Below are 26,726 nucleotides of genomic sequence, written 5' to 3'. Positions count from 1 at the left end.
GCCAAACAGCTTGAATTTGCAGGAAGATTGGCGTCAAATGACGCTCCGCCATAGCCGTTGATGCCGGCAGCAAGATCCAAAGATGAAACGCAAGAGACGATGAACACCGACGTCAGCAGCCAGATCGATGGCAGCCGTATCGAGGATGCGCGCATCTTCAATCGCCGTCTGGTGTTCGAAACCATCTTCCAGCGCGGGCCGATCAGCCGCGTGGAGATCTCGGGGCTGGTGCGCCTCAAGCCGCAGACCATTTCCTCGATCACAAGAGAGCTTCTGGATCAAGGGCTTATCATCGAGGCCGGGCGGTCGAGCGGCCTGCGTGGTCAGCCGCAGATCTATCTGGACGCCAATGCTGCCGCGGGGTTCTCGATCGGGATCCATCTGGATCGCGGGCAGGTGCTGGTCAAGGTCTGCGATTTGAAGCGCAGCGAGGTGACTCGGCGGGACTTGCAAGTCGATACACGCAATGCGGGTGATGCCCTGTCATTTATCGCCATATCGATCGGGGATATCCTCGGTGAACTGGGGATCGGTCGGGAGAAGGTGTGGGGCGTCGGCGTGGTGCTGCCGACATTTGGCAGTAGTGCCTATGATTTCGACTTCAGCCTGCCCGATTGGGACGACTGGCGCGATGTGTCGGTGGCCGAGCGGCTGCAGCAGCTGACCGGGCTGGCCGTCTATACGGAAAATGACGCGACGGCGGCGGCTATCGGCGAGCGCTTCCACCGGCATGACGATCCGGCGGCTGATTTCTGCTATATCTACATCGGCAATGGCACGGGTGCGGGCCTGATCGTCGACGGCATGCCCTTCAAGGGCGCGCGCGGCAATTCCGGCGAGGTCGGCCTGCTGCCGGTGTTCGGCATCGATGGATCGCCCGCCTGGCCGGAGCGGGAAACCCGGGATATCCTGTCGATTGGCGGCCTGCGCCAGGCAGTGGGCGCCGCCGATGACGCGACGGCAATGGCGGAGGCCGAACGGCTGCTGAAGCTGCGCGACCATCGGCTGATGCAATGGATGGATGCGGCCGCCGCCGCCCTGCGGGATATCACCGCCATCATCGAAGTGCTGTTCGATCCGGAGTTCGTGGTGGCTGGCGGCCTGCTGCCGCGGCCGGTGGTGGAGCTGCTGGTGGAGCATGCCTATCCGCTCAGGGCGACGCCGGCGGCGCGGCGCGATCGGCAGCAGCCGCGCCTGACGGCGGCGGCGCTGATCAAGGATGCGGCGGTGACCGGCGCAGCCATGCTGCCAATCTTTGTCAATACCAACCCGAACTTCCGCCATCTCTACGTGCGGCAGATCCCGCAGGACGTGCGCCCGATCGATGGCGTGGGGCCGGCGGAGATGTCGTGATTTCGTCGCCCGAGCGCCCGATGAGCGCGGCGGGAATGTCACGGTTATGTCGCCCTGGCTGAGGGGAGCGGAGATGTCGCGCATTCGTCGCCTAGGCGCTCGATGAGCACGGCGCGAATGTCGCGGTTAGGTCGCCCCGGCAGAGACGGGCGCAACAGCACCAAAAATCGGTCCGCACGTGTATGGAAGCGCGGGCGATGATCGCCGAGCGGACGCGGCGAGTGCGGCCGGATGGGGGCGACTGTCCTGTCGATCGCCCCACGATCGTCTCAGCTTCGATGGATCACCATGTTGTCGCGATAGAGCGCGAAGGGGCCGATGCCGATCTCGATCGGATCGCCTTCGCGGACGGCGCGCGCCTTGTCGAGATGGACCTTGACGGTGGTTCCATCGGGGAGGGCGACGTCGGCGAGCACATAGGCGCCGAGATTGACGGTGCGGGTGACCGTGGCCTTGAGGCCGGCTCCCTCGCCGACCTTCCAGTCCTCGGGACGAATGGCGAGCGTAGCAAGGCCATCGGCCACCGGGGCGGACAGGGCCTCGCCGGCAAAGGCCAAGCTTCCCCCCGAGACGGTGGCGGATACCAGATTCATGACGCCGATGAAGCCGGCGACGAATTCGGTCTGCGGGCGGGCGTAGATCTCGTCGGGGGTGCCGACCTGTTCGATCTTGCCCTTGGACATGACGACGATGCGGTCGGCGAGCGCCAGCGCCTCGTCCTGGCCGTGGGTGACGAAGATGGTGGTGATGCCGAGCTGGCGCTGGATCTGGCGCACTTCCTCGCGCAGGTGTTCGCGCAGGTGCTGGTCGAGGCTGGCGAAGGGCTCGTCGAGCAGGAGGATCTTGGGTTCGAGCACGATGGAGCGGGCGATGGCGACGCGCTGCTGCTGGCCGCCGGAGAGCTGGCTGGGGTGACGCTTCTCATAGCCGGTGAGACCGACCAGTTCCATGACGCGGGCGATCTTGGCGGCCACCTCGTCGCGCGAGAACTTGCGCAGCTTGAGGCCGAAGGCGATGTTCTCCCAGACATTCATGTGCGTCCACAGCGCATGGCTCTGGAAGACCATGGCGGTGGGGCGCTTGTCGGGCGGCACGGGGGCGACATCGACGCCGTCGATCAGGATCTTGCCCGAACTCGGGATTTCGAAGCCACCGATCATCCGGAGCAGCGTCGACTTGCCCGAGCCCGAGGGACCGAGCAGGCAGACGAGTTCGCCGTCGGCGATGGAAAGCGACAGGGTGTCGACGGCGGCAAGGTTCGAGTAGCGCTTGGAAATGTCCTGAAGGTCTAGGCTGGCCATCTCAAAAGATCCAAAGTGGACGCTCAACGGGCGAGGGGGTGCCGGCTGAGGTCAGGCTCCGAGGCCCTTGGCGAAAGTGTCTGAGCCGAGTACGCGGCGAGCGAGCAGCAAGGCGGCGAGCGAGGGAACCCAAAGCAGAACCGAGAGCACCGCGCCGTATTGCACGACCATCTGGTTGTTGATCATCTGCATCATCAGGATGGGCATGGTGGTGATGCGCGGTGCGCCGACCAGCCAGGCGCCTTCGGTTTCATAGAAGGTCCAGACGAAGGTCATCAGCACGGCGGCGGCGATGGAGGGCAGGGCCTGCGGCAGGGTGATCGACCAGAACACCCGCAAGGGGCCGGCGCCCACATCGCGGGCGGCTTCCTCCATGTTGCGGCTGACGCCCCGGAAGGCGGCGGTGGGCAGCCAGATCATCAGGAGCAGCGTGGTGAGCAGCTGCACGATGACCACGCCGGTGACGGTGCCGACCAGATTGAACACCAGGAACAGCACGGCGAGCGAGATGGTGATGGCAAAGCGCGGGAAGGCGGTGGCCATCAGGAAGGACATCATGAAGGCTTGCCGACCGGGGAACTCCATGCGGGCGAAGGCATAGGCGGCCGGCAGGCAGATCAGCGCCGACAGGCCCGTCACCAGGGTGGTGATCTTCATGGACGTCCAGAAGGCGCTCCAGACATCGGGGCGTTCGAGCACCTTGCTCCAGAAGCGCAAGCCCCATTTTGTCGGCAGCAGCGAGGGATAGAACCACTGTTCGGCAAAGGCCCAGATGAAGACGGTCAGCACCGGCAGCAGGATGAAGAAGACGAGGGCGGCCGCGATGACGAGGCCGGCGAGATCGAAGCGCCTGATCATGCCACGGTTTCCTTCTCGGCCTTGCGGCGGTTGCCCATGGACAGGATGTAGAGAAGGCCGGCGACGGAGCAGATCAGGAAGGTGATCGTGGCCTGGGTGCCGGCCTGCAGCGGATCGCGCACGGAGGAGAAGGTGCGCAGCATGAAGGGGCCCATCAGCTCGGGGCTGGTGGGGCCGAGCATGTAGGGCTGCAAGACCGAGCCGAACAGGCTCAGGAAGTTGAGCGAGGTGCAGACCACCAGCGAGCCGCGGATCTGCGGCAGCACGATGGACCAGAGAATCCTGAGGCGCGAGGCACCGACATCCTGGGCGGCCTCGATGGCGGCATTGGAAATGCCGGCGAGACCGGCCGTCAGCACCAGGAGCGTGAAGGGCATGGCATCCCAGAGCAGGCCGATGACCGGCCCCCAGGGCGTCATGATCGGCGTCTGGTAGCCGGTGATGCCCACGTGTTCGAGGAGCGACTGCAACAGGCCATTGGGGCCGATGTAGCGGATCAGCGCGTAGCAGATGATCACGCCGGGCACGAACATGGGGAAGAGGGCCAGCGCCTGGATGAAGGTGGCCAACCGGCCCTTTCGGAAGCGCAGATAGAGCGCGATCGGCAGGTTGACGACGATCAGCAGGATCAGCGTGACCACCGTGGTCCAGAGCGTGATGCCGAGATTGTTGAGGCTGTAGCTGTCGTTGAAGAAGCGGGCATAGTTCTCGAGCGAGAAGCCGGGCGAGCCGTCGGCGGCGCCGAAAGTGCGCAGGACGACGCGCAGCGCGGGATAGAGCAGAAACAGCCCCATCAGCACGACCGGTGCGGCGATCATCAGAAGACCGAGCGGATTCTTGGAGGTCTTGGGCGGCGGAGCGAGATCGGATGCCATGGATCGCCTGGGGGATTGAGGTCAACGCCGTCCGTGGAAGGGGAACGCGCCTTGACGAAGGCCTTGCCCGTCTGCCGGGGGCGGCGACCGCAGTCGCCGCGGCAGGAAAAGAGCTTCACCGGGCCTTTTTTTGGAGGATGAGGGTGGCCCGGTGAAGCAGGTCGCGCCGCAACAGGAGAGCGGTCGGCGCGGAAAGATCAGTCGCGGGCCAGATTGGCGGCGACTTCCCGGTACCAGCCGTCGAACAGCGACGGTTCCCAGGTGCCGGGAAATTCAGGGATGGAGGTGGGGGCCGCGGCGGCATATTTGGCCGCCAGCGCCGGATCCATGGCGTCCCACTTCAGCGACGGGAAGCCGCCGAGGCCGGTCACGATCTTGTTCTGGATCTCCGGCGAGATGATGAAATCGGCCAGCTTGACCGCCAGAGCGTAGTTGGCAGCGCTCTTGGGGATGACGATGGTGGAGAAGCCGCCGGTGAAGGCAAGGTCGCCGAGCTGGGCCAGGCGGGTCGATTCGGGCACGACGCCCTCGTTGATGGCGGTGAGCGCCATGTCCGACCAGGCGATGGTCATGGAGATGGCGCCGGAGGCCAGCAGCTGGATCGACGGCGTGTTGCCGGCGGTATATTCGCCGCCCTTGTAGAGCGAGGGGGCGATGTCTTTCAGCAGCGGCCAGAGCTTGTCATAGAAGGGCTTGGCGTAGCTCTCGGAGTAATTGTCGCCCTTGAAGAGGTCGGGGTTCTTGCCCGTGACTTCCTGCAGGGCGCGCTCGATGAAGCAGGCGCCCGAATCGCCCTTGTCGGGGCGGGCATAGGCGAACTCGCCCGGATTGGCCTTGATCCACTCGATCAGCTCGGGGAAAGACTTGGGCGGGTTGGGGATCTTGTCGCCGTTGTAGAACATCACCACCTGGCTGCCGCGATAGGGCAGCGACCATTCATTGCGAACGGTGACCGGATTGATGTTGGCGTAATTGGCAAGGCCGGCCTTGGGGAAGTCGGTCCACAGGCCCGCGGAGATGGCGTCGGCCGGATGATAGGGGCCGTAGGCTTCGAGGAAGTCGACCTGCGGGTCGGTCTTGGTCTGCAGGGCGGCGAAGGCGCGCTCGGCCAGCAGATCGGTGGCCGCGCCGCCGCCGGAGGAGACGAGGTTCAGCGTGACGCCGGCATTGGCGGCCTCGAAACCGGGCTTGATCACCTGGGTCCAGAAGTCGAGGATGTTGGTGTCGGAGTTGATGATGACGTCGATGACGCCCGGCGCGGCATTGGCGCGGAGCACGAAGGTGCCGGCCATCAGGCCACCGAGGCCGAGGGCGGACGATGTCTTCAGGAAATTGCGCCTGCTGAGATCAGAAACGTTCATCAAATACCTCCCGGAGCGTGAACCGATCGCCGGGTCGGTGTGGAACGTTGCCACCCCTCGTCGGCGTTTCCAAGGGCGCAGTTCCCTCTTGCTGCCCGTCTTAAATTCTTAGCATGAATTTTATCGGGGGTGTCAAGCGGTAACTTTTGGCCGAATGCGTCATATTGTTCCCCTGAGACTCGCACGATGTCCAGTGCGGTGCGGCATTGATGGGAGTCCGGGGTGACAAGTGCTGGAATTCCTGTTGGAAATCCGGTGCATCCTGCCCGACGCGGGGGGAATCGGCGGGCGGGCGAACGCCGGGGCGGCCCTTGGGGCGCGATTAAATTCATAACGAGGATTTTAGTCCGTTTGCTTTTGCGATCGGCTCGCATTAAAACGTTCCAAACCCGTTCCCGCACCGTCCCCATCCCGGGAGGTGCCCAGCCCGGACAGCCGCCATGAAAGACTTCCGAGACCGTCAGCGCCGCCTTCACCACATTCTCGAGCATCTCAATGTGTGGGCACAGGAACTTGCCGCCTGGGAGATCCAGCGCGAGCTGCCGATCCGGGACTGGACGGAAAGCACGCCTGACGGCGCCAGCCGGCGGATCAAGCTCGGCGAGCCCTGGGCGGATCGGCACGGCATCCACGCCTTTCGCTCGGAGCCGGTGGACCCGCAGGCGGTGCTCGCGGGCTGCGTGCGCGAACTGCTGCTCGATTTCGGCGGTGAGGCGCTGGTGACGCTGAAGGACGCCACCGGCGAGATCCTCGACCGCTTCGGTGCCAATCCGCGCCATCGCCAGTTCCGGCCGCTGCCGCAGGGCGCCTTCGTGATCGAGGCGGAAGTGGCGGCCCGCTCGCTGTTCGGCCATCCCAACCGCGCGCCGCAGCTCACTGCGGCGGCGCTGATCGATTTCTCCCCGGAGATTCGTGCGTTGCGCCGCCGGCTGGAGGTGGTGATCAAGACGGCGCTGTCGGCGAAGGACGAGACGCTGGCCCGCTCGCTGGCCGAGGTGGGCGAGATCGCCGTGTCCAGGCTGCGCCTGCCGACGGCCACGGTGGACGTCGGCCCTCGCCTCGCCTCGCTGCCCTTCGCCGAGGGCATCTGGGAACGCTCCTTCGAACCGTCGGACGCGCCGGCCCCGCTGGGCGCGGCGGCGATCGCCTCGGTGCAGGCGGCGGTGACGGCGCTGGACGCCGGGCTCGACGAATTGCGCGCCGCCTATCCCAAGCAGGGCAAGGTGCTGGTGACCGGCCATGCACATATCGACTATGTGTGGCTGTGGCCGCAGCCGGAGACCGTGCGCAAGATCACGCGCACCTTCAACTCGGTGGTGTCGCTGATGGCGGCCTATCCCGAATTCCGCTTCGTGCAGTCGTCCTCGCTCTATTACGACCATATCGAGGAGGAAGATCCGCGCTGCCTCGATCTCATCAACAAGGCGGTGGAGCGGGGACAGTGGGAGCCGATCGGCGGCATGTTCGTCGAATGCGACACCAACATGCCCTCGGCGGAGGCCTTTGCCCGCCAGTTCCTCCTGGGCCAGCAGGGCTTCATGAAGCGCTTCGGGGAGACCTGCCGCACGGCCTGGCTGCCCGATACCTTCGGCTTCACCGGTGCCATGCCGCAGATCATGCGCCAGGCCGGCATCGATACGCTGGTCACCATCAAGGTGAGCTGGTCGGAAACCAACCGCATGCCGGAGAATGTGTTCCACTGGCAGGGCAATGACGGCTCGCGCGTGCTGGTGCATACCTTCGACGCCTATGACAATGACGGCTACAACATGCTGATGCAGCCCGAGGCGCTGGTGGAAGTGTGGGGCAAGCATGCGGCCAAGGATCTCACCGACACGGTGATCGCCACCTATGGCTGGGGCGACGGCGGTGGCGGTCCGGCCCCCGACCAGATCGAGGCGCTGCCGCTGCTCAACAAGATGCCGGCGATCCCGACCGTGGAGCACGGCTCGATCCAGGATCATATCGATAGCCTCAAGGCGGGGCTCAAGGACGCAGCCGTGCCGGTGTGGCAGGGCGAAATGTATCTTGAGTATCACCGCGCCACGCTGACCTCGCAGGCGCGCGTCAAGCAGCTCAACCGCCGCGCCGAGAACGCGCTGGTGGCGGCCGAGGCGCTCTCGGTCCTCGACCGGCTCGCCGGCAGCGAAGTCGCGGCGGCAGATCTCGACGCCGATTGGCGGCTGACGCTGCGCAACCAGTTCCACGACATCCTGCCGGGCTCGTCGATCCGCGAGGCCTATGAGCAGACCGTGCCGGAACTCGAAGGCGTGGTCGCCCATGCCGAGGCGGTGGCGGCCGAGCGGCTGGCGGCTCTGGCGTCGCGGCTCGGTGGCGAAGGGGGCGTGACGGGTCTGGCGGTGGCCAACATCTCCGGTTCGGCCAAGCCCCATTGGCAGGTGACGAGCCCCGAGCCCCTGCCGGCGGCTCTGGCGCCGCAGGCGATCGAGGGCGGCTATGTGGCGGCGTCCGACGCGGCACTGGCGCCGCTCTCCGTCGGCTTTGCCGGGGCGGGCTCGACGGCACGCGTCACGGTGGACGGTCTTGCCATGGAGAACGACCTCGTCCGCGTCGAGATCGACGCCAAGGGCCGGATCGCCTCGCTCTATGACAAGCGCAGGGCCCGCGAGACGGTGGATGGCGCGGCCAACCGCATCATGGTCTATCCCAATGATCTGCCGCGCAATTTCGACGCCTGGGACATCGAACCGGGCTTCGCGCTCGGCGGCTATGAGCTCGACAGCGTCGACAGCCTGGCGGTGACCGCCACCGGTCCGCATATGGCGGAGATCACGGTGACGCGCAGCCTTTCGGCGAGCCGGATCGTCACGCGCTACCGGCTGTGGTCGAACTCGGCTCGTCTCGACATCAAGACCGACATCAGCTGGCACGACCGCCGCACCTATCTGCGCGCCGCCTTCCCGGTGAACGTGCTGGCCGAAAGCGCCGCCTTCGATCAGGCGATCGGCGTTACCGTCAGGGCGACGCATGACAACACCACCTGGCAGCAGGCGCAGTTCGAGGCCTGCGGCCATCGCTTCGTGTCCATGAGCGAGACCGATTTCGGCGCGGCGCTGCTGTCGGCGGACAAATACGGCTTCTCGGCCAAGGGCAACGTGATGACGCTGAGCCTCATCCGCGGCCCGCTCTATCCGGACATGCTGGCCGACGAGGGCGAGCATAGCTTCACCTACGCGCTGCTGCCGCATGACGGGCGCTGGTGGTCGGCCGAGGTGCAGGCGGAAGCCGATCTCCTCAACGATCCCCTGCGCTTCGTCGGCGTGGCGTCGGGCGCGGGCCTGCCGTTCCGGCCGATCGCCTGGGACGGGCTCGACGCGCGCTTCAACGCGCTCAAGCCGGCCGAAGACGGCGACGGTGCCGTGCTGCGCGTGAGCGAAGGGGCGGGACGGCGCGGCCGCTTTGCCCTGACGGTTCCCGCCGGCCAGGACGCGACGCCGGTGGACATCCTGGAAATGCCCGACGGTCGTGAGGATGGGCTGGTGACGCCCTTCCGCATGCTGAGCTGGCATATCGGGTGAGTATGGCCGGACGGTCGCCACTTCCAAGGTGGCGACCGTCTGACCGGTGCTCTTCTGCGGAAGTTTACTTATGCAAATCGAATGATAATCTGGGTTTAGAGTCCGCCCGGCGCGTGGAAGCGGAAATTTAAGGCCTCTTGGCGATGATGCACATTCAAAATCACGCAAGTGAAGCAAGAATGTCATTCCAAGCCGCAAAATCGGTGCGTCGCCGAATCCTGCTTGAGGCCGTGATCATCTTCACGGCTTGCCTGCTGGCCTTTGTGGTTGCCAGCAATCTTGGGCTGCACGAACGACTGCATGAATGGGCGAGCGGTCACCCTGGGGAGATGGCAAGCCGGGAAAGCCTTGCGCCAGTTCACGCTCCCGGCGAAGCGCCGACGATCGAGCAGAACATCGTCGGTCTTGCCCTGCTGGCCTGGCCGTCTTTCGGCGCCGATGAAATCATCACCTTCGGCCTGTTCCTCAGTCTTGCTCTTGCCATCTTCACCTCGCTCCAGCTTCTGCGCATGCGGCGCACGCTGAACGAGCGTATTCTGGCGGAAGCCACGGCGCTGCAGCTGGCGCTGCACGACGCGCTGACCGGGCTGCCCAATCGGCGACAGTTCGAGGACTGGCTTGGCCGCTATTGCGTGGCGCGGCCGGCGGGCATTCGCGCCCTGCTTTTCCTTGACCTCGACGGCTTCAAGCCGGTGAACGATGTCTATGGTCACGCCGCGGGCGACACGGTCCTCGTCGATGTGGCCTCACGCCTGAAGGCCATCGGCGGCATCGAAATCTGCGCCCGGTTCGGTGGTGACGAGTTTGCCATCCTGTCCGAGCCGCTGGCCAGTCGCGACCAGGCTCTGGCGATTGCCCAGACTGTTCTGGCGGCTTTCGCGGAGCCTTTTGCCTTTTGCCAGGGACGCGCCTTTGTCGGCACCAGCATCGGTGTCTCGCTCGTCGAGGGCGGCAGCGAAACGGTGGAGGAAAAGCTGCGGCAGGCCGACGTGGCGCTCTACAAATCCAAGTGCGCCGGGCGGAGCCGGATCTCCTTCTTCGACGTGGAGCTCGACGAGGCCGTGCGGGCGCGCAACAGCCTGGAAATGCGCCTGCGCCAGGCCATCGAGGATGATCTTGTCGTTCCTTACTTTCAGCCCTTGGTGGATATCCAGAGCGGTGAGGTGGTGGGCTTCGAGGCGCTGGCGCGCTGGACCGACCCTGAGGCCGGTGTCGTTCCCCCCGATCGCTTCATCCCCTTGGCGGAAGAAGCAGGACTGATCGACGAAATCGGTCGCGTGATACTGGTCAAGGCCGTGCGCCAGGCCGTCACCTGGCCGGAACACATGACGCTGTCGGTCAATCTCTCTCCGGTCCAGCTCAAGGATCCCGCCCTGGGTCTCAAGATCCTGAACATCCTGACCAAGGAGGGGTTTTCACCCCGTCGTCTCGAGGTCGAAATCACCGAGAATGCGCTGGTTGCGGACATTGAAATGGCGCGGGTGACCTTCGAGCAGTTCCGCACTGCCGGCATCAAGATCATCCTAGATGACTTCGGGACGGGGCATTCGAGCTTGAATCATCTGCGGGTGTGCAAGTTCGACATGCTCAAGATCGACCGGAGCTTCGTGATGTCCCTGGGCGAGGACAGCGAGGCGGCCAAGATTGTCGATGCCATCATGGGGCTGTCGCGCAGCTTCGGCATTCCGGTGATTGCCGAGGGCATCGAGACCGAGATGCAGCTCGAGACCATGCGTGAACGCGGATGCGGCAAGGGGCAGGGCTACCTGTTTTCCCGTCCGCTCGAAGATGTCAGTTCCCTTTTGAATGCCTCGACGCCGAAAGGCAGATCTGCCGTCGGCTCCGTATGACCCGACGACAGCGGTCGTCCAGAGGCGACCCGATCCGATCAAGCTTGCGTCAGCCGCCTCTTGCCGTTGTGCTGGCAGAGGGGCTCGGCGTTCAGGCGAACTGTGATGCGCAGGCGATCGGTGGCAAGCTCGGGGCCGATCAATGGCGAGGCCTGCAGGCGCTGCCGGCAGCGCGGGACGATGTCCGTTGCGTGGTGCAGCGAGGCGGTGGCGAGGCAGATGTCGAGCACGGGCGGCGCGCCCTTGCTCCAATCGGCGGTGAAGTCGGTGACGGCTGCGTCGGCGAAGAGGATGTCGTCGAGGGTTGCCAAGGTGAGGCGGCCGGAGGGCATGTCGATGCCGGCATCGAGGCGACCTTCGACGACGAGGCGGGGCAGGATCGATCCGCAGGCGCAAGGGGCGGTGTCGAGGCGGGCGCGGTCGCCGGTGCGGTAGCGGATCAGCGGTTGGCCGCGGCGACGCAGCGTGGTGATCACGAGTTCGCCGGGCGTGTTGTCCGGACAGGGTGCGCCGGTCTGGGGATCGACGATCTCGGCGTGGATGTCGGGTGCTCTCAGGTGCATGCCGTCATGAACGGAGCATTCGACGGCGCCGCCAAGGCCGGTCTCGGTCATGCCCCAGTGGTCGAAGACCTCGGCGCCCCAGATATCTTCAAGGGCTTGCTTCAGTGGCGGCGGCAGGCGGTCCGAGCTCAGGAGCGCGGCGCGGACCCGATGGGTCGTGGGGCGGTGGCAGCGGGCGGCGGCGAGCATGCGAACGGGGGGACCGGCCACCACGTCGGCCCGCTCCGCCTCGATCAGCCGGCCGAGGTCTTCCGGTGGCAGGGTCCAGGGCACGAGGACGGCGCGGGCGCCGAGACGGGCCATGGCGGCCACGAGATTGTCGCCGATGGAGCCGGGCCGCTCGCCGGGAAAGGCGATCACCACCGTGTCGCCGGCGCGGGTGAACTGGCCCATGCCTGCGGCGAAATAGGCGATGATCGCGTCCACGTCGGCTTCGCTGAAATGCAGGCGCTTGGGGGCACCGGTGGTGCCGGAGGTGGGCAGCGTGACGATGCGGGCGATCTGGCTCTGCGAGACGGCGGTGAGGGGCGGATCGGCGCGCGTCAGGTCCTCCGGCGTGGTGAAGGGTAGCTGCGCGAGGTCCGAGATCCGGGCGAGCGGGACATCGGGCAAGGCGAGGCGCCGGTAGAAGGGGCTCGCCTGTCGGGCAAAGGCGATGGTGTCGTTGAGGAGGTGGAGCTGCGCGGCTTGCAGCGCTTCGGCGCTCAGAGGGGACGAAAGGCTGAGCGTGGCGGCGGTCCAGGCGTCGAGGGACATGGCCCTACTCCGCCGCCTGGACGAGTTGGCCCAGCAATTCCGGTTCGTGGTCGAGCAGACGAAGCAGGTTGCTCATGGCCTGACTGACAAGCACATCGCCAGCTTCGTATTTCTGGAAGGCGGAGGGGCCGCCGCCGATGAGGCGCGACGCCTCGCGCTGACTGAGTTTCAGCTTGCGACGGATCCGTCTGATCTCGACGGGTTCGACCAGACGCGCCGCTCGCGCCTTCAAGGTGGTCATGGCACGATGATAGACCTGCTGGCCTGCCTGGGTGAAAACGGCATCCTCGTCAGTGGCTCCGTACCAGCCGGGCATATCGACAGTGAGACTGTGGTCGCCGAAGGTGAGCTTGAGCGGGCGAATGCCGAAGGTCATGGGAAGACCGGTTTCAGGGGAGATCGGGTGATCCATCGCTCACTCCTTTGCCGTGAATGACAACAGGCGAAACTCGGACAGGCGGTCATCGGTAAACTTCAGATAGAGGAGACCGACCGCCGTCGGCACATGATAGACATCCTGCCAAAGTCGGTGATCGAAGTTTGACGTCGTCGACTTGTAGAAGTGGCTTGGCTTCATGCTGGAGATCACCGAGCGAATGTCGTTCATGTCGAAGCCGAGCCCCGCGGCGCCCAGCAAGGCGACGCGCGTGATCGCCATTCGACCATCGCTGGCCGCTTTCTTGAACGCATCGAGTTCGAAAGAAGGACGCCGCTTGTCGTTCATGATGCCAATGCTACCATAATGGTGTCATTTCGCGAAGCGCCTTTTGCCTTCTTCAAGCGCGAGACCAGCGGATCTGGCTTGGGTGCGAGGACCAGTTGAACTTTTCAGAGCACCAACTCTTCGATCAGTTTCGACCGTTCCGATCGGGAAACACCTTGGTTTTCCGTTCGTGCGAACGGTGACAGTTGCCCCTTCGGGGAAACAGTCACCGGCTCTCGTCGCGCCAGCCATGTTCGGTTCCGGGACTGCGACAATCTCATGGAGCTGCCCGATGCGCGCGGGTCATCGCCGATAGAGCGCCTTGCCGTCCATGCTGGTGAGGTTATAGGCGCAGAAGGGGATGACGCGGTTGTCGGGGGCCATGATGTGGATGTGGCATTGGCGCAGGCGGTCGATGTCCAGCGTCCAGGCGTCCTGGAAGGCCATGCCGGAGAGGCCGAGGGTGCGTTCGCGGCTGGCGAGGAAGGCGTCGAAGGCGTCCAGGCCGTCACCACAGGGACTGGCGGGGCGTTTCCACTGGCCGGCGACAGAACGGCGTTCGCGGTCGACGGCGGGGCTCGGACGGACGGCGTCGGGCTCGGGGGCGACGCCGCAGCAGGAGACGGGACCGCCGAGGGCGTGGAAGCGGTTGTCGCGGTCGACGCTGAAGCGGCCGGAGAAGGAGCAATAGGCGTTTTCCGCCGAACCCGGTCGGAAATCGGCGAGCGAGACGCCGGGGCAATGGCGGGCCAGCGCGCTCATCACCTCGGGGAGCGTGACGCGGTCGGCATCCTCGGGGGCCTTCAGGCAGCGGCCGAAATAGCTGACGGGCTGGAAGTGGACGGCGCGCACGGCGGGCAGGCGGGCGACGGCGAAATCGACGATGGCGCCGATCTCCTGGGTGTTGACGCCAGGCACCAGGGTGGGCACCAGCACCACGCCGATGCCGACGGCGGCGCAGGCGTCGATGGCCTTTTCCTTGAGCGCCATCAGGCGGGCGCCGCGGGTGCGCTGGTAAACCGCGTCGGTGACGCCGTCGAACTGCAGGAAGACGCAGTCGAGGCCGGCGGCGGCGAGGGCGGCGACATAGGCCGGATCGCGGGCGAGGCGGATGCCGTTGCTGTTGAGCTGGACGAAATCGAAGCCCTTGGAGCGGGTGAGCCTGATGATGTCGGCCAAGTCATCACGCACCGTGGGTTCGCCGCCCGACAGCTGGATGTGCACGCGGCCGCCGGCGGTGTTGAGCGTGTCGAGCCAGCCTTCGATGGTGGCGAAGTCGGCGTCCGTGCCCTGGCGGCCGGCGGAAGCAAAGCAGACCGGGCAGGCGATGTCGCAGCGCGAGGTGACTTCGATGAGCACGCAGCAGCTCTGCTGGCGATGGTCGGGACAGAGGCCGCAATCATGCGGGCAGCCCTTGTCGACGGCGGTGAGGCGGCCGGTGGGAGCCGAGCGCGGCGCCTGCTGTCGGCCCCAGGCGAGATAGGCGGCGGCGCCGCGCCAGACAGGCACCTCGAAACGGCCATGGGTGGGGCAGGTCTTGCCGAGATAGACGGTGTCGCCGCGCAGGAAGCGCTCGGCCTCGATCTGTTCGAGGCAGACGGGGCAGACGCTACGCGTGCGGGCGAGCGTGAGGCGGGCGGGCGACTGGGTCATGGCGACAGGCTCGCGCCAAGGGTGATGGGAGCCGGTGCGCCGGGGAGGGCGGGGGCGTCGAGATCGGGCAGCGGGCCATGGGCTTCGACGGCGCGGCGGATGGCGTCGGCTTCGGCCAGGCGACGCTCGGCGGAGGCGAGGGCGTCGGCATCGCCGGCAAAGCGGTCGAAGGCGGGGCTGAAGCGGTCGGCGAGCGAGACGCGGCGGGTGCCGCGCATGAGCTTGTCGGCGAGATAGACGATGGCGCCTTCGTCGAGCGTGCCGGTGAAGCGATAGGCCATGTGGGTGGTGACGACGGCGGCGACGGCGGGAAAGCCGAAGTCATGGACCAGACGGCCGCCGAGTTCGGCGTGGTGCGGATGGCCCTTGGCGATGTCGTGGACGAGGGCGCCGGCGCGGGCAAGCGACGGATCGATGGGCAGGCCGGCACCGGCGAGGCGGGTGGCAATGGCAGTGGCAAGGTCGGCGACGGCTCGGCAGTGGGCCCGCACTTCGGCGGCGACCGAGGCGACGTCGAGCATGGCTTCGCATTCGCCGTCGTCGGGATGATCGCGGGTCGGCAGCCAGGCGGCGAGGCGGGCGTGGTCCTCGGGATAGTCCATGTCGGCGAGGCAGGCGCGGTCGAAGACGGCGACGTCCTGCGCCGCGTGATCCTGCGCCTTCAGGATGTCGCAGAGCCGGTCGGTGCCGGCGAGGATTTCAGGAAAGAGCGCGCGGCCGATGAAGGGCGGATGGCCGGCCTTGCCGGCGAAGACCGGGTGGACGATCGGGGCGCGGGTGAGGCGAGCGGCTTTCAGGACACGGGCGAGCGTCGAAGGGCGGACGAGGGGGATGTCGACCGGCGCCAGCAGGCAGCCGGCGATATCGGGGGCGAGGGCGGCAATGCCGGATTTGATCGAGGAGAACATGCCGCTGGCATAGGCGGGATTGCGCACGGCGCGGACGCCGAGCCGGGCCGCCTCGGCTTCGGTGGCCTCGGCATTATGGCCGGTGACCACGACGATGTCGCGGACGCCGGCCTGTTTCAGGTTCCCGACCACATGGGCCAGCGTCGTGCCGGGACCGAGCGGCAGCAGCGGCTTGAAGGCGCCCATGCGCGAGGACAGGCCGGCGGCGAGCACCACGGCGGCGACCGGTTCGGCGTGTCTGTCGGGCATGATCGACCTCGAATGTCGCTGGGACGCTCAAGCAGCCTCGGTGCCGGGATTGGCGATGTCGATGCCGTGGCTGTCGAGGATTTCGACGAGGCGTGTCCAGCTCTCGGAGATCAGACCGGGGCAGACCTCGCGCAGGCGCTCGTGCTCGAAGCGCATGATATGGGCGCAGTCGATGCCGCCATGGCGGTGGGTCATGGTGGAGAACCAGCCGGAGAAATCATCGATGGCGGCGGCGAGGCGCGGATCCTCGGGTGCCTCGTCGTCGGCCTTGCCGGCGCAGAGGCCGATGACGCAGCAGCCGGCGGTGAGCACGCCGCAGTTGAAGCCCTGGCCCATGCCGAGCGACAGGCCGGACATGGCGCGGACGAGGTCGGGATCGTCGCGGCCCTGGGCTTCGAGCGCCAGCTTCATCATGACGTGGCCGCACTTGTAGCCCGACAGCAACAGCTCTGCGATGCGGAAGGAATCGTCGGTCATGGGCGTTACTCCTCGTCCCATTCGTTGGGCTTGATGGCAATGAGCGCGTAATAGCCGGGGGTTGAGGCGCGGACGGCCTCGGCGGTCAGGCCGCAGGCGCCGCCCCACAGGGGCTCGAGCGAGCCATATTCGAAGATGAAGCGGGCGACCCAGGGCTTCAGGACGTCGGAGCGATCGTCGAAATGGGCGAGGCGGAAGCCGGCGGCGGTGAGGTCCTCGAGGAGGGCCGCGCGGGTGATGAGCGGCGTGGTGTCGGAGCCGGCGACCTCCTGCACGGGGTTGGCGGCGCGGCGGTAGACGTCGCTGAGCAGCAGGCGGCCGCCGCGACGCAGGAGGCGATACCATTCGGCAAGCGCGCGGCGGCGATCGGCCATGACGGAGAGCACGCATTCGGCGAGGACGCCGTCGACGGTGCCGGAGGCGAGCGGCAGGGCGTCGCCGGAAGCCAGCAGGAAGGCGGCGCCGAAGGTGTCGCGCCGGGCGGCGCCGAGGGCGTCGGGATCTGGATCGGCGCCGACGGCGACCAGCGCGCGGCGCAGCAGGCGGCGGACGGAGGCGCCACGGCCGCAGCCGACGTCGAGCACGAGATCGCCGGGGCGGAAGTTCGCGGCGTCCAGGAGATCGTCGGTGAGCGCGGCGCCGCCGGGACGGAAGGCTTCGTCATTGCCGCAGGGCGGCAGGCTCTGACCGAACAGGCCGGAGGCGGCGAGTGTCGACATCACTTGTCCTCCAGCGCCTGTTCGACGCGCAGCATCTTGCCGAGCGCCAGATCCTCGGAGACGTAGACGAAGCCGCATTTGGGGCAGCGCGGCAGGTCGACGGGGAATTTCTGGCCGAGATAGGTGGCTTCAACCTTGCCCATTTCGAGCGGCACGTCGCAGGCAAAGCAGAGGAGATCGGCCGGGTTGCCGGCGCCTTCGGGGATGGTGTTGCTCATGACGGCCTGGCCTCCACCTGCATGCGATGCGACCAGGCGCGATGCACCACGAAGCCGTCGCCTGCGGCGGTATATTCCACCCAGGTGGTCAGGCTGCCGTGGCGGTGGCTGGCGACGGTGACGCCCTTGGCAACATTGCGGAAGCGGGGACTGCCGGCTTCGGCGGCGGCGACGGTGCGGGCGACGTCCTCGACGAGGATCAGCTTGCGCTCCATGTCGGCACGGACGTCGTCGGCAATGGTGAGCGCGAGATCGGGCGCAGGTTCTGTCACGGTCTCCCCCCAGAGGTCGGTGAGCATGCGGGCGCGGAAGGCGAGGCGGTTGTCGCGCCGGCGCGAGAAGCCCGGATCGGGTCGGGCAGCGGGATCGGCCCCGGCCGGGAAGGCGAGGTCGAGGATGTGCAGCGCGCGTTTTCCCCGACGGGCGAAATTGTCGCGGCACATGGCGCAATAGGTGAGATAGTCGGCGCTGTCTTCGGTGATGCGCCGGTCGACGATCTTGTCGGTGACCTCGGCGTTGGCGAACTGGGCGAGCCCGCCGAAGCCGCAGCAGGTGGTGCGCTCGGCGCCGGAGAGTTCGCGCACCTCGGCGCCAAGATGGCCGGCGAAGGTGCGGACGGCGGACTGCACGTCCTTCGCGTAGCGACCGGTGCAGGGATCGTGGATGGCGAGGGCCCCGGAAGGCAGCGGCGCGGCGCCGGTCGGCCAGCCCTTCTCTTCCATGACGGTCCAGAGCGAGCGGACGGTCATCTCCGGCTGGAACGCGCCGAGCATCTTGAGGCAGGAGGCGCAGGCGGTGATCACCTCGGGGCGGCCGAGGGCCTCCCATCTGGCGGTGAGGGCGGCGTTGACCTCGCCGTGCAGTTCCTCGCGGCCGGCCCAATGGGCGGGCGCGCCGCAGCAGTCCTGGACGAAGGCGACACCGCCGGGCAGGCGCTCGCGCAGATAGGCGTAGATCTCGGCGCTGTGCTGCGGCGAGGACGCCGTGAGCTGGCAGCCGGGGAAGAACAGATAGGCGCTGGTGGTGGCCCCCGGCGCAGGACGGGCGAAAGCCACCTCGTCGGAGCGGGCGAAGGCCATGTCGCGCAGGGCGAAATCGTGGTGCGACGGCGGCATGTGTCCGCGGCGGACCATGCTGCGGCGGGCTTCCAGCACCACGTCGCCCATGGAGAGATCATTGGGGCAGATGTCGGCGCACAGACCGCACATGCTACAACTGTCGATCATCTTGTTGGACTTGCGATTGCCCATGATGATGCCGTCGTTGTTGTAGATCTCGCGGATGTAGCGCTTGGGATAGAGGCCGTAGGATTTGAGGAATTCGCAGGCGCGGACGCATTCCTTGCATTCGCAGGGGAAGCAGCGCGCGGCCTCGGCGATGGCCTCGGTGCGGCTGTAGCCCTGATCGGGCGCGGACGGCTCGACGATGGCGACCGGATCGTGACGGGCGACGTTGACATAGAGGCAGGAGTCGCCCGAGCCGTCGTCGACACGATTGGCGGTGAGCGAGGCGCCCTGCAGGAAGCGATCGACCGAGAGTGCGGCCTTGCGGCCGTCATACATGGCGCCGACGGGCGAATAGGGGCCGACTTCGACGCCGGGCGGCATCTTGTGCAGCGGGGACGCGAAGACCTTGGGATGGCTGGTGGCGCAGCTGTCGGCGTCCATGTAGACGCGATTGTCGATGGTGAGGCGGATCGAGCCGGCGAGGTTGGGGACCGGGCCGCGACCGGGGGCCAGCAGCACGGCGTCATGGGCGTCGATCAGGTCGTCGAGGCCGAGCGGGCCGCGGCCGGAGGTGACGCGCGCGCGGCAGCGGATGTCGATGCCGAGGGCCGAGAGCTGGCCGAGGTCGGCGTCGATGGCCGAGGGGGGCAGCACGGCGGCGTCATAGTCGTGATAGAGCCGTTCGAGTGGGCGGGCGTCGCCCTCGTAGACCGTGACGGCATGGCCCTTGACGGCGAGGTCATAGGCGGCGGTGAGACCGGCCAGACCGCCGCCGATCACGGCGATGCGCTTGGGCTTGCGGTTGCGCTGGGCGGAGCGCTTGAGCGTCGGATAGGCGTCTTCGACGATGGCCCGCTCGATGGCGCCGATGCGCAGGGCGCCGCCCGCTTCAGCCCGGCGGCAGGCGGTTTCGCAAGGATGGTCGCAGATGTGGCTGACGATGGCGGGAAAGGGAATGACGCGGGCATAGATGGCGAAGGCCGCGACGAGATCGCCGGCCTTGACCTTTTCCAGCATGGCGCGGGCGTCGAGGTGCAACGGACAGGCGGCCGCGCAGGCGGGCAGCTGCTCCTCGATGCATCTGGCTTCCCAGGCCTTGACCTGATCGCCGTCCATACCTTGCATGGTGACCAACTCCCAGGGCATTTCGGGGTGAACACCGGTCCACTTAAAATGCTCTAAAGCTTTGTTTTTCCGTATTTCCGGACGCAAGGCTGCGGTGGCGTCGCATGGAAATGCTTCAGAAAGCCGACGGGGGCCGGGGCAGAGCTCCGGCCCCCGTGGATCACAGTTCATTCTGGTGGGGGCCAGAATGAACTGCCATGCTGTGGATCAAGCGGGCTCGACTTGCTTCTTGCCTTCGAGGGCTTCAAGGCCGGCCTTGATCACTTCGGCGAGCGCCGGCACGCGGAAGATGCGCACGCCGGTGGCGTTGTAGACCGCGTTCAGAATGGCCGGATGCGGGGCGGTCAGCGGTGCTTCGCCCACACCGGCTGCGCCGAACGGACCATCGGGGCGCGGGGTTTCGAGGTACATGATCTCCATCTGGTCCGGCACGTCCCTGGGATAGGGGATGCCGCAATCCTTCAGGTTGGTGTGCAGTTCCAGATCGTCGAAGTCCTCGGTCAGGGCGAGACCGATGCCCTGGGCAAGACCGCCGTAGATCTGGCCGTCGACGGTGGCGCGGTTGATGATCGTGCCGACGTCGACCGACGTGGTGAACTTCACCACCTTGGCTTCACCGGTTTCCAGATCGACTTCCACTTCCGGCAGGAACACTTCGTACATGTAGACCGGGAACGGGTTGCCCTGACCGGTTTCCGACGAGCAGTCGGTGCAGGCGGAGGCCGCCCACTTGCCGTCGTAGGAAAGCGGGATCTTGTCGGCGACCATCTCGTCATAGGTGCGATAGGTGCCGTCCGCCTTCTTCATGGCGTTGAGCAGCATCTCCGAGCCGACGCGGATGGCGTTGCCGGAGAAGACGTTCTGGCGCGAGCCGCCCGACGGACCGGAGTTCGGATAGTCGGTGGAGTTGGCCATGAGCGTGAACTGCTCGGGCTTGAAGCCAGCCTTGCGCAGCACTTCATGGGACATGGTCAGCGCACCAAGGTCGGAACCCTGGCCGTGATCTTCCCAGGCGTGCCAGATGGTGACGCCGTTCTTGGTCAGTTCGATCCGGGCGTTGGAGCTGTCCGGACCGTCGAGGCCGCAGCCGTAGATGCCATGGGCCACGCCGACGCCACGCTTCTTGCCGGCATTGGCCGGATTGGCGTTGAACTCTTCCACACGCTTCTTGGCCTCGTAATACTTCGGCCGGATCATGTCATAGAGCTGCTTCATCACCAGCACATCCGGCTTCTGGCCGGTCGGCGTGGTCGAGGTCTCGTTGTAGAGGTTCTTGTAACGGAACTCGAAGGGGTCTTCGCCCATCTTCTCGGCCAAGATGTCCATGGCCGTTTCGGAGGCGAGGAAGGCCTGCGGCGAGCCATAGGCGCGGAAGGCCGAGCCCCAGCCGTGGTTGGTGGCGACGGTACGGCCACGACCGCGGATGTTGTCCAGATGATAGCCGGCGCCGGTGAACTGGGCCTGACGGACGGTGAGCAGGTCACCGAATTCCGAATAGGGGCCGTGGTCGATCCACCAGTCGGTTTCCATCGCCGTCAGCTTGCCGTTGTCGTCGCAGGCCAGCTTGATGTTGACGTTACCGGGCGAACGCTTGCCGGTGTAGGTGATGTTCTGGAACTGGTCATAGACCAGGGAGACCGGCTTGCCGGTGGCCATGGCGGCCACGCCGAGCAGGGCTTCCATCGTCGGCGAGAACTTGTAGCCGAAGGTGCCGCCCGTCGGGTTCTGGATGATGCGCAGCTTCTCGGGCTCGATGCCGAGGCCCGGGCAGATCATGGCATGATGCAGATGGATGCCGATGGACTTGGACTGGATGGTGACGACGCCGTCATCATCGATGAAGGCCACGCCGCAGTCGGGTTCGAGATGCAGGTGCGGCTGGCGTGAGCAGTAGGTGGTGATGTCCACCGAGGCCTTGGCCTTGGCGAAGAAGGGCTTGGTATCGGCGCCCTTGACCACGCCCTGCTCGTAATAGGCATTGGGCACGCCCGGATGGATTTCCATGGCGTCCGGAGCCAGGGCGGCGAAGCCGGACATGTAGGCGGGCAGCACTTCGAGGTCGACCTTGACCTTCTCGGCAGCGGCGCGGGCATGTTCGACGGTGTCGGCGGCGACGATGGCGATGGCGTCACCGAACTGGAAGACCTTCTCCTTGCACAGGATCGGACGATCCCAGCCGTCACCCTTGTTGGTGGGGAAGGTAATGAGGCCGGTGATGGCGTTGCGGCCCTTGACGTCCTTCCAGGTCATGACCTTGGCGACGCCCGGCATCTTCTCGGCTTCGGTGGTGTCGATGCCCTTGATGTTGGCGTGGCTGACATTGGCCTGCACGAGGGCGAGGCGGAGCGTGCCGGCGGGCATGCGCAGCGCGACGTCGGCGCCGAAGTCCCAGGTGCCGGTGACCTTGGCGACACCCGACGGACGGGCGAACTTGGTGCCGAGGATCGAGCCGTCGTCCTTCGGCTTGGCCAGGAGGTCCTCGACCTTCTTCTCACCGCGCAAGACGGCGGCGGCATCCATCACCGCGTCGACCAGCGGCTGATAACCGGTGCAGCGGCAGAGGTTGCGGTTGCGATGGAACCAGGCGCGCACCTGCTCGCGGGTGGGGTTCTTGTTGGTGTCGAGCAGCACCTTGGCCGACATGATGAAGCCGGGGGTGCAGACGCCGCACTGGGCGCCGCCATGGGCCATCCAGGCCACCTGCAGCGGGTGCAGGTTGTCGGGCGTGCCGAGGCCTTCGATCGTGGTGATCTTGGCGGCCGGGCCGATCTTCTCGAGCGAGGTGATGCAGGCGCGGATCGGCTTGCCGTCGACGATGACCGTGCAGGACCCGCACTGGCCGTCCTCGCAGCAGACCTTGCAGCCGGTCAGCAGCATCTGTTCACGCAGAACTTCGGCGAGGTTGGTGGCCTGGTCGGCCAGCACCCAACGGTCAACGCCGTTCACATTCAGGCAGATTCTTTTCATTTTCCTGTCTCCTCCATTGCGGCGGGTACGGTTCCCGGCGCAGGGGCGTTTCCTTCAAGCAAGTTCGAGTTTTCTGGACGCGGGTGTCTGCTCCTCATCCTTCTGGGTTGTGCTGCGGATCTTGGCGGCGGATCGTTCGGCCAGCGCCCGCATGGAGCGGCTGAGGGGCAGGGCGGCATCGGCCCGGCGGATGTGAGCGATCATTTCCGACACGACGGAGAAGGCGATCTCCTCGGGCGTGTCGGCGCCGATATCGAGGCCGACGGGGGCGCGGACGCGATCGAAACGATCCGGCGCGACGCCATCGGCGGTGAGGGTGTTGAAGACGGTGACGACCTTGCGCTTGGAGCCGATCATGCCGATGTAGCCGGCCGGCGTGTGCACGGCCCATTTCAGGATCTCGGCGTCGAGCTCGTGGCAGCGCGAGGCGATGAAGATGAGCGCGCGGCTGTTGGGGGTGAGGCGCTCCATGATGGAGGCGAAGGAGCTGGACAGGACGTCGACCGCATCGGGGAAGCGCTCGCGGTTGGCGAAGGCCTGGCGATCGTCGGCGACGACGACGTCGAAACCGGCGAGGCGGGCGGCGCGTTCGGTGACATAGCCCACATGGCCGCCGCCGAAGACATAGACGACCGGCTTGGGCACGATGGCCTCCACGTAGATGTCGAGGCTGCCGCCGCAGACCATGCCCATGTCGAAGTCGGGATTCTCGCGCAGCTTGAAGGAGATCATCTGCGGTTTGCCGCTTTCGATGACTTCGCGGGCTCGCAGCATCACCTCGGCCTCGGCGGGACCGCCGCCGACGGTGCCGACGATGGAGCCGTCTTCGCGCACCAGCATCTTGGCAGTGGCCGAACCGGGGATGGAGCCGACGACGTTGACGATGGTGGCCAGCGCCGAGGCGCGGCCGGCCTTGCGCTCTTCGATGAGAGCCTCGTAGACGTCCATGCGCTTCCTCCTTGCCTCGGGTGAGGCGGCGGCGAGCGGCGTTTGGGAGGCGGATGGCCTGCATCGATCCGATCGCCCCAGGGCGATTTCGGTGCTGCATGCCAGATTGTCGTCAGGAGCCTTCCGTGAACGCCGACTGCTGTTCTCGTTGTCTGGCGCTCATAATATTGGAAAAGCATCCGGTCCGGATATTCGTATTATCCGTGACAAATTACTTTGGATTTCAAGTGATGCAAAATGCGACAGTCTGGCTTTGGTTCAATATGTTTGTTGCTTATTTCGACATGTAAAGAAATAGTACGGGCAATAAATAGTATAGTGCTTTGAAAAGATCATATGCTGTCGCGCATAGCTTGGGCGCTCCGACGCGATCCTTGGCGCATCAAGTTGGTGCAAGTGCTTATCGACTTTGGTCGGCACAGGCAGGCGCGCGCGGCGGGAAGCGCCGGTACTCTGTCTTGCCCAAGCAAAACGGCCGAATCGACGAGGTCGGTTCGGCCGTCCTTGCAGGTTCCTTGACAGGGCCTGACGGGACTCAGGCGCCCGTGCGGCTGACGACGATCTTCGAGGGGCGGTAGCTCGACCACAGATCGCGGACGACGAGGCTGTCCAGCGGGTCGACGTCACCCGTGCGCGAGGTCCAGGTGATCGTCACGGGCTTGCCCGGCAGCACCAGCACCGCGTTGTCGGAGAAGACGCCATAGGGGCGCGTCTCCAGAGCGGTGTAGAAAGCCGGCGCTTCGGCCGAGAGCGTGAAGGTCCAGACACCGGGAGCGGTCTTGCTCGCCTCGACCTTGAGGGCGGGATCGTTGAGCTTCAGGGCCTTGTAGGGGGCGATGGAAAGGTGCTCGGTGTGGGTGCCGGCCGCATCGGTCCAGGTCCAGACGAGGACTCGATCGCGCAGGGTGCCGGTGGGAAACACCCGCAGGGACACGGCACGGTCGGTGGGGATATCGGCGTCCAGCGAGCCGATCGGGTCCATCCAGCCGTCGAGGCCCATCCAGGCGACCGAGCCGGAGATGGCGACGGTGTCGGGCGTGTCGTTGACGGCGAGGATCTCGACCGTGGCCCCATCCTTGGAGGGGATGGCGATGACGTTGACCGGGGCGAAGAAATGCCGGGCCATGTTGTGCATCAGCTTCCAGCGGCCACCGTATTCGATCGAGGACCAGCTGGCGACCGGATAGGTGTCGTTGAGCTGCCAGTAGAGCGTGCCCATGCATTCGGGCTTGATGGAACGCCAGAAATCGATGCCGGTGCGCATGGCCAAACCCTGCTGGACCTGGCTCAGGTAGACCACGTTCTCGAAATTCTTCGGGAAGCGGAAATAGCGCGAGATGGTCTCGACGATGCGAGCGTTGCCGCCGGCGTTCTTCTGGTGCAGCTCCATGGCCGGCGAAGAGATGTCGAAGTCTTCCTCGGCGATATACCTGGACATGGTCGGCAGCGAGGTGAAGGACTGGAAGCCGAACTCGGAGGCAAAGCGCGGGCGGACGTCGCGATAGGCGTCGAAGCTCTTGCCGGCGTGCCAGACGTCCCACATGTGCATGTCGCCGGAGCCTTCCGCCTTCCAGCCGTCGCCGAAGTCGAGCGGCCCCTTGGAGGGGGAGGAGGGCCAGAACAGGCGATCGGGATCGGCGCGGCGCACGGCGGTGTCGATGGTGCGATTGAGCCTGTCGTAGGCGACGAGATAGCGGTCGCGGTTCTTGCGCGATTCCTCGAACCAGGTCAGGGCGCCGATCACCTCGTTGTCACCGCACCACAGGGCCAGCGAGGCATGGTGGGCAATGCGGCGAACCTGGTGCTCGATCTCGCGGTCCACCTCGGTGAGGAAGGCGTCGTCGGCCGGGTAGAGCGAGCAGGAGAACATCATGTCCTGCCAGATGAGAATGCCCAGCTCGTCGCACAGGTCGTAGAACCAGTCGGTCTCATACTGGCCGCCGCCCCAGACGCGGAGCATGTTCATGCCGACGGCGACGGCGTCTTCCAGCAGCGGGCGCACGTTTTCGGGCGTGATGGCCGACGGCAGGGCGTCGCCGGGGATCCAGTTGGCGCCGCGGCAGAAGATGTCGCGGCCGTTGATGCGCACCGTCAGCGGCACGCCGATGGCGTCGCGGCGGGTGTTGACCTCAAGGGCGCGCAGGCCAATGCGCTGCCGGCGGACGATCGATCCGACGCGGGCTTCCACATCGTAAAGCGTCTGCGCCCCGGAGCCGGCCGGCCACCACAGGTCCGGCTTGTCGACGGAGACCGCGAGACTGACCACATTGGTACCCGGCACGAGGCGGACGGCCTGGCTGGTGCTGACCGACCCCAGGCGAAGGCTCACGGTCTCCTCGGCCGCTGCGGGCGCTTCGATGCGGATTTCGAAGGTGACGGTGACCGAACCGTCGGCGGCAAAGGCCTGGCGGTGCTGCAGATAGGCGATGGACGGCAGGTCGGCCCGCTCGAGGCCGATGGCACCATAGACGCCGAAGGGCATGACGGCGAGGTTCCAGTCCCAGCCGCCGTGGCACTGCACCTTGCGGATCAGGTTGCCATAGGGGATGGGCAGGTTCTGGGTGACATAGGGCACGGGGAAGGGCTGCTCGCCGTTGCGGCGGGCGGCTTCGACCACGTTGGAGCGGAACAGGATCTCGACGGTGTTCTCACCGGCCTTGAGCGTGCCGGCCGGCGCGCGGTGCGCGCGAAACATGGTGTCGGCGCTCAGCACCTTGGCCCCGTTGATGAAGACGTCGGCAACGGTGTCGAGCGCATCGACGGCGAAGGTCCAGGGCAGGGCCGCTTCGGCCTCCGTGAGCGAGAAACTGCGCAGGGCGCGCCAGTCCTTCTCGGCCACCCAGCGCACCTGCAGCTCGTTTTCACCGACATAAGGGTCGGGGATTCGGCCGGCGTCGCGCAGGGCGCTCAAGGCATCGCCGGGGAGCGGCAACGGCGATAAAATCGATTCATCGAGAGATTTCAGGGTCCACGTGCCTGCAAGATCAATTGCAGACGGCCCGATGCCGGTGTCTGTCATGGGGGTCTCATGGTTTGGCCGCGCTCATCCTCCTGAGCGGCGGCAAAATAGTAGCGCG

Annotated in this window: 20 protein-coding genes; 4 read left to right on the top strand and 16 right to left on the bottom strand. The window is 66.1% G+C overall.

From position 1 onward, the window contains the following. Positions 1-99 precede the first annotated feature (99 nt). Positions 100-1,353, top strand: a complete 1,254-nt coding sequence (locus L2I41_RS07580) for an ROK family protein (protein ID WP_237152927.1) — start codon at positions 100-102, stop codon at positions 1,351-1,353. A 269-nt stretch (positions 1,354-1,622) separates the two neighbouring features. Here L2I41_RS07580 and L2I41_RS07575 read toward each other — a convergent pair whose 3' ends face one another. From L2I41_RS07575 to L2I41_RS07560, 4 genes are all read right to left on the bottom strand, one after another. Next, entirely contained in the window at positions 1,623-2,654 is a 1,032-nt protein-coding gene (locus L2I41_RS07575) for an ABC transporter ATP-binding protein (RefSeq protein WP_237152926.1), read from the bottom strand. 51 nt (positions 2,655-2,705) lie between these two features. Beyond that, the gene (locus tag L2I41_RS07570; RefSeq protein ID WP_237152925.1) at positions 2,706-3,512 is read right to left on the bottom strand and encodes an ABC transporter permease; all 807 of its coding nucleotides are present in this window, start codon (positions 3,510-3,512) and stop codon (positions 2,706-2,708) included. Continuing rightward, on the bottom strand, positions 3,509-4,387 hold the full coding sequence (locus L2I41_RS07565; RefSeq protein WP_237152924.1) for an ABC transporter permease: 879 nt from the start codon (positions 4,385-4,387) through the stop codon (positions 3,509-3,511). The genes L2I41_RS07570 and L2I41_RS07565 overlap by 4 nt, the downstream gene beginning before the upstream one ends. A 197-nt stretch (positions 4,388-4,584) precedes the next feature. After that, entirely contained in the window at positions 4,585-5,748 is a 1,164-nt protein-coding gene (locus L2I41_RS07560) for a substrate-binding domain-containing protein (protein WP_237152923.1), read from the bottom strand. Between the two features lie 440 nt (positions 5,749-6,188). Here L2I41_RS07560 and L2I41_RS07555 point away from each other — a divergent pair, with 440 nt between their 5' ends. Both L2I41_RS07555 and L2I41_RS07550 read left to right on the top strand, forming a co-directional pair. Beyond that, on the top strand, positions 6,189-9,287 hold the full coding sequence (locus L2I41_RS07555) for an alpha-mannosidase (protein ID WP_237152922.1): 3,099 nt from the start codon (positions 6,189-6,191) through the stop codon (positions 9,285-9,287). A 179-nt stretch (positions 9,288-9,466) separates the two neighbouring features. Beyond that, positions 9,467-11,137, top strand: a complete 1,671-nt coding sequence (locus tag L2I41_RS07550; protein WP_237152921.1) for a putative bifunctional diguanylate cyclase/phosphodiesterase — start codon at positions 9,467-9,469, stop codon at positions 11,135-11,137. Positions 11,138-11,175: 38 nt separating this feature from the next. Here L2I41_RS07550 and L2I41_RS07545 read toward each other — a convergent pair whose 3' ends face one another. The 11 genes from L2I41_RS07545 to L2I41_RS07495 form a co-directional block, all read right to left on the bottom strand. Beyond that, a complete protein-coding gene (locus L2I41_RS07545) occupies positions 11,176-12,456 on the bottom strand; it encodes a DVU_1553 family AMP-dependent CoA ligase (RefSeq protein WP_237152920.1) in 1,281 nt (426 codons plus the stop codon). A 4-nt stretch (positions 12,457-12,460) separates the two neighbouring features. Continuing rightward, positions 12,461-12,868: a type II toxin-antitoxin system MqsA family antitoxin gene (locus L2I41_RS07540; protein WP_237152919.1), complete on the bottom strand. Its 408-nt coding sequence runs from the start codon at positions 12,866-12,868 to the stop codon at positions 12,461-12,463. A 3-nt stretch (positions 12,869-12,871) separates the two neighbouring features. Then, complete coding sequence (locus L2I41_RS07535) at positions 12,872-13,180, bottom strand: type II toxin-antitoxin system MqsR family toxin (protein WP_237152918.1); 309 nt, start codon at positions 13,178-13,180, stop codon at positions 12,872-12,874. A gap of 282 nt (positions 13,181-13,462) precedes the next feature. After that, positions 13,463-14,812: a radical SAM (seleno)protein TrsS gene (trsS, locus tag L2I41_RS07530; RefSeq protein WP_237152917.1), complete on the bottom strand. Its 1,350-nt coding sequence runs from the start codon at positions 14,810-14,812 to the stop codon at positions 13,463-13,465. Further along, positions 14,809-15,969, bottom strand: coding sequence for a DVU_1551 family NTP transferase (locus L2I41_RS07525; RefSeq protein ID WP_237152916.1), 1,161 nt, complete (start codon positions 15,967-15,969; stop codon positions 14,809-14,811). Before L2I41_RS07525 ends, trsS begins: the two co-directional genes overlap by 4 nt. 27 nt (positions 15,970-15,996) lie before the next feature. Continuing rightward, positions 15,997-16,446: a DVU_1555 family C-GCAxxG-C-C protein gene (locus L2I41_RS07520; protein WP_237152915.1), complete on the bottom strand. Its 450-nt coding sequence runs from the start codon at positions 16,444-16,446 to the stop codon at positions 15,997-15,999. A 5-nt stretch (positions 16,447-16,451) separates the two neighbouring features. After that, positions 16,452-17,165 (bottom strand): DVU_1556 family methyltransferase, encoded by a 714-nt coding sequence (trsM, locus tag L2I41_RS07515; protein WP_237152914.1) that lies wholly within the window; start codon positions 17,163-17,165, stop codon positions 16,452-16,454. Further along, positions 17,165-17,383: a DVU_1557 family redox protein gene (locus tag L2I41_RS07510; RefSeq protein ID WP_237152913.1), complete on the bottom strand. Its 219-nt coding sequence runs from the start codon at positions 17,381-17,383 to the stop codon at positions 17,165-17,167. Before L2I41_RS07510 ends, trsM begins: the two co-directional genes overlap by 1 nt. Beyond that, on the bottom strand, positions 17,380-19,734 hold the full coding sequence (locus L2I41_RS07505) for a pyridine nucleotide-disulfide oxidoreductase/dicluster-binding protein (protein ID WP_237152912.1): 2,355 nt from the start codon (positions 19,732-19,734) through the stop codon (positions 17,380-17,382). The genes L2I41_RS07510 and L2I41_RS07505 overlap by 4 nt, the downstream gene beginning before the upstream one ends. A 207-nt stretch (positions 19,735-19,941) precedes the next feature. Continuing rightward, a complete protein-coding gene (locus L2I41_RS07500) occupies positions 19,942-22,701 on the bottom strand; it encodes a molybdopterin-dependent aldehyde oxidoreductase (protein ID WP_237152911.1) in 2,760 nt (919 codons plus the stop codon). 54 nt (positions 22,702-22,755) lie between these two features. Next, positions 22,756-23,649, bottom strand: a complete 894-nt coding sequence (locus tag L2I41_RS07495; RefSeq protein ID WP_237152910.1) for an XdhC family protein — start codon at positions 23,647-23,649, stop codon at positions 22,756-22,758. On the opposite strand from L2I41_RS07495, the gene L2I41_RS07490 reads away from it, so the two are divergent. Beyond that, on the top strand, positions 23,648-23,947 hold the full coding sequence (locus L2I41_RS07490) for a hypothetical protein (RefSeq protein WP_237152909.1): 300 nt from the start codon (positions 23,648-23,650) through the stop codon (positions 23,945-23,947). The two genes, L2I41_RS07495 and L2I41_RS07490, sit on opposite strands and share 2 nt — an antisense overlap. A 237-nt stretch (positions 23,948-24,184) precedes the next feature. Here L2I41_RS07490 and L2I41_RS07485 read toward each other — a convergent pair whose 3' ends face one another. After that, entirely contained in the window at positions 24,185-26,668 is a 2,484-nt protein-coding gene (locus tag L2I41_RS07485) for a beta-mannosidase (protein ID WP_237152908.1), read from the bottom strand. Between the last annotated feature and the right edge of the window lie 58 nt (positions 26,669-26,726).

The sequence above is a fragment of the Oryzibacter oryziterrae genome, assembly GCF_021864535.1.
Lineage (GTDB): Bacteria > Pseudomonadota > Alphaproteobacteria > Rhizobiales > Pleomorphomonadaceae > Pleomorphomonas > Pleomorphomonas oryziterrae.
Note: the sequence above shows the minus strand (reverse complement) of the source record. Positions and strands in the feature narration are given on the sequence as shown.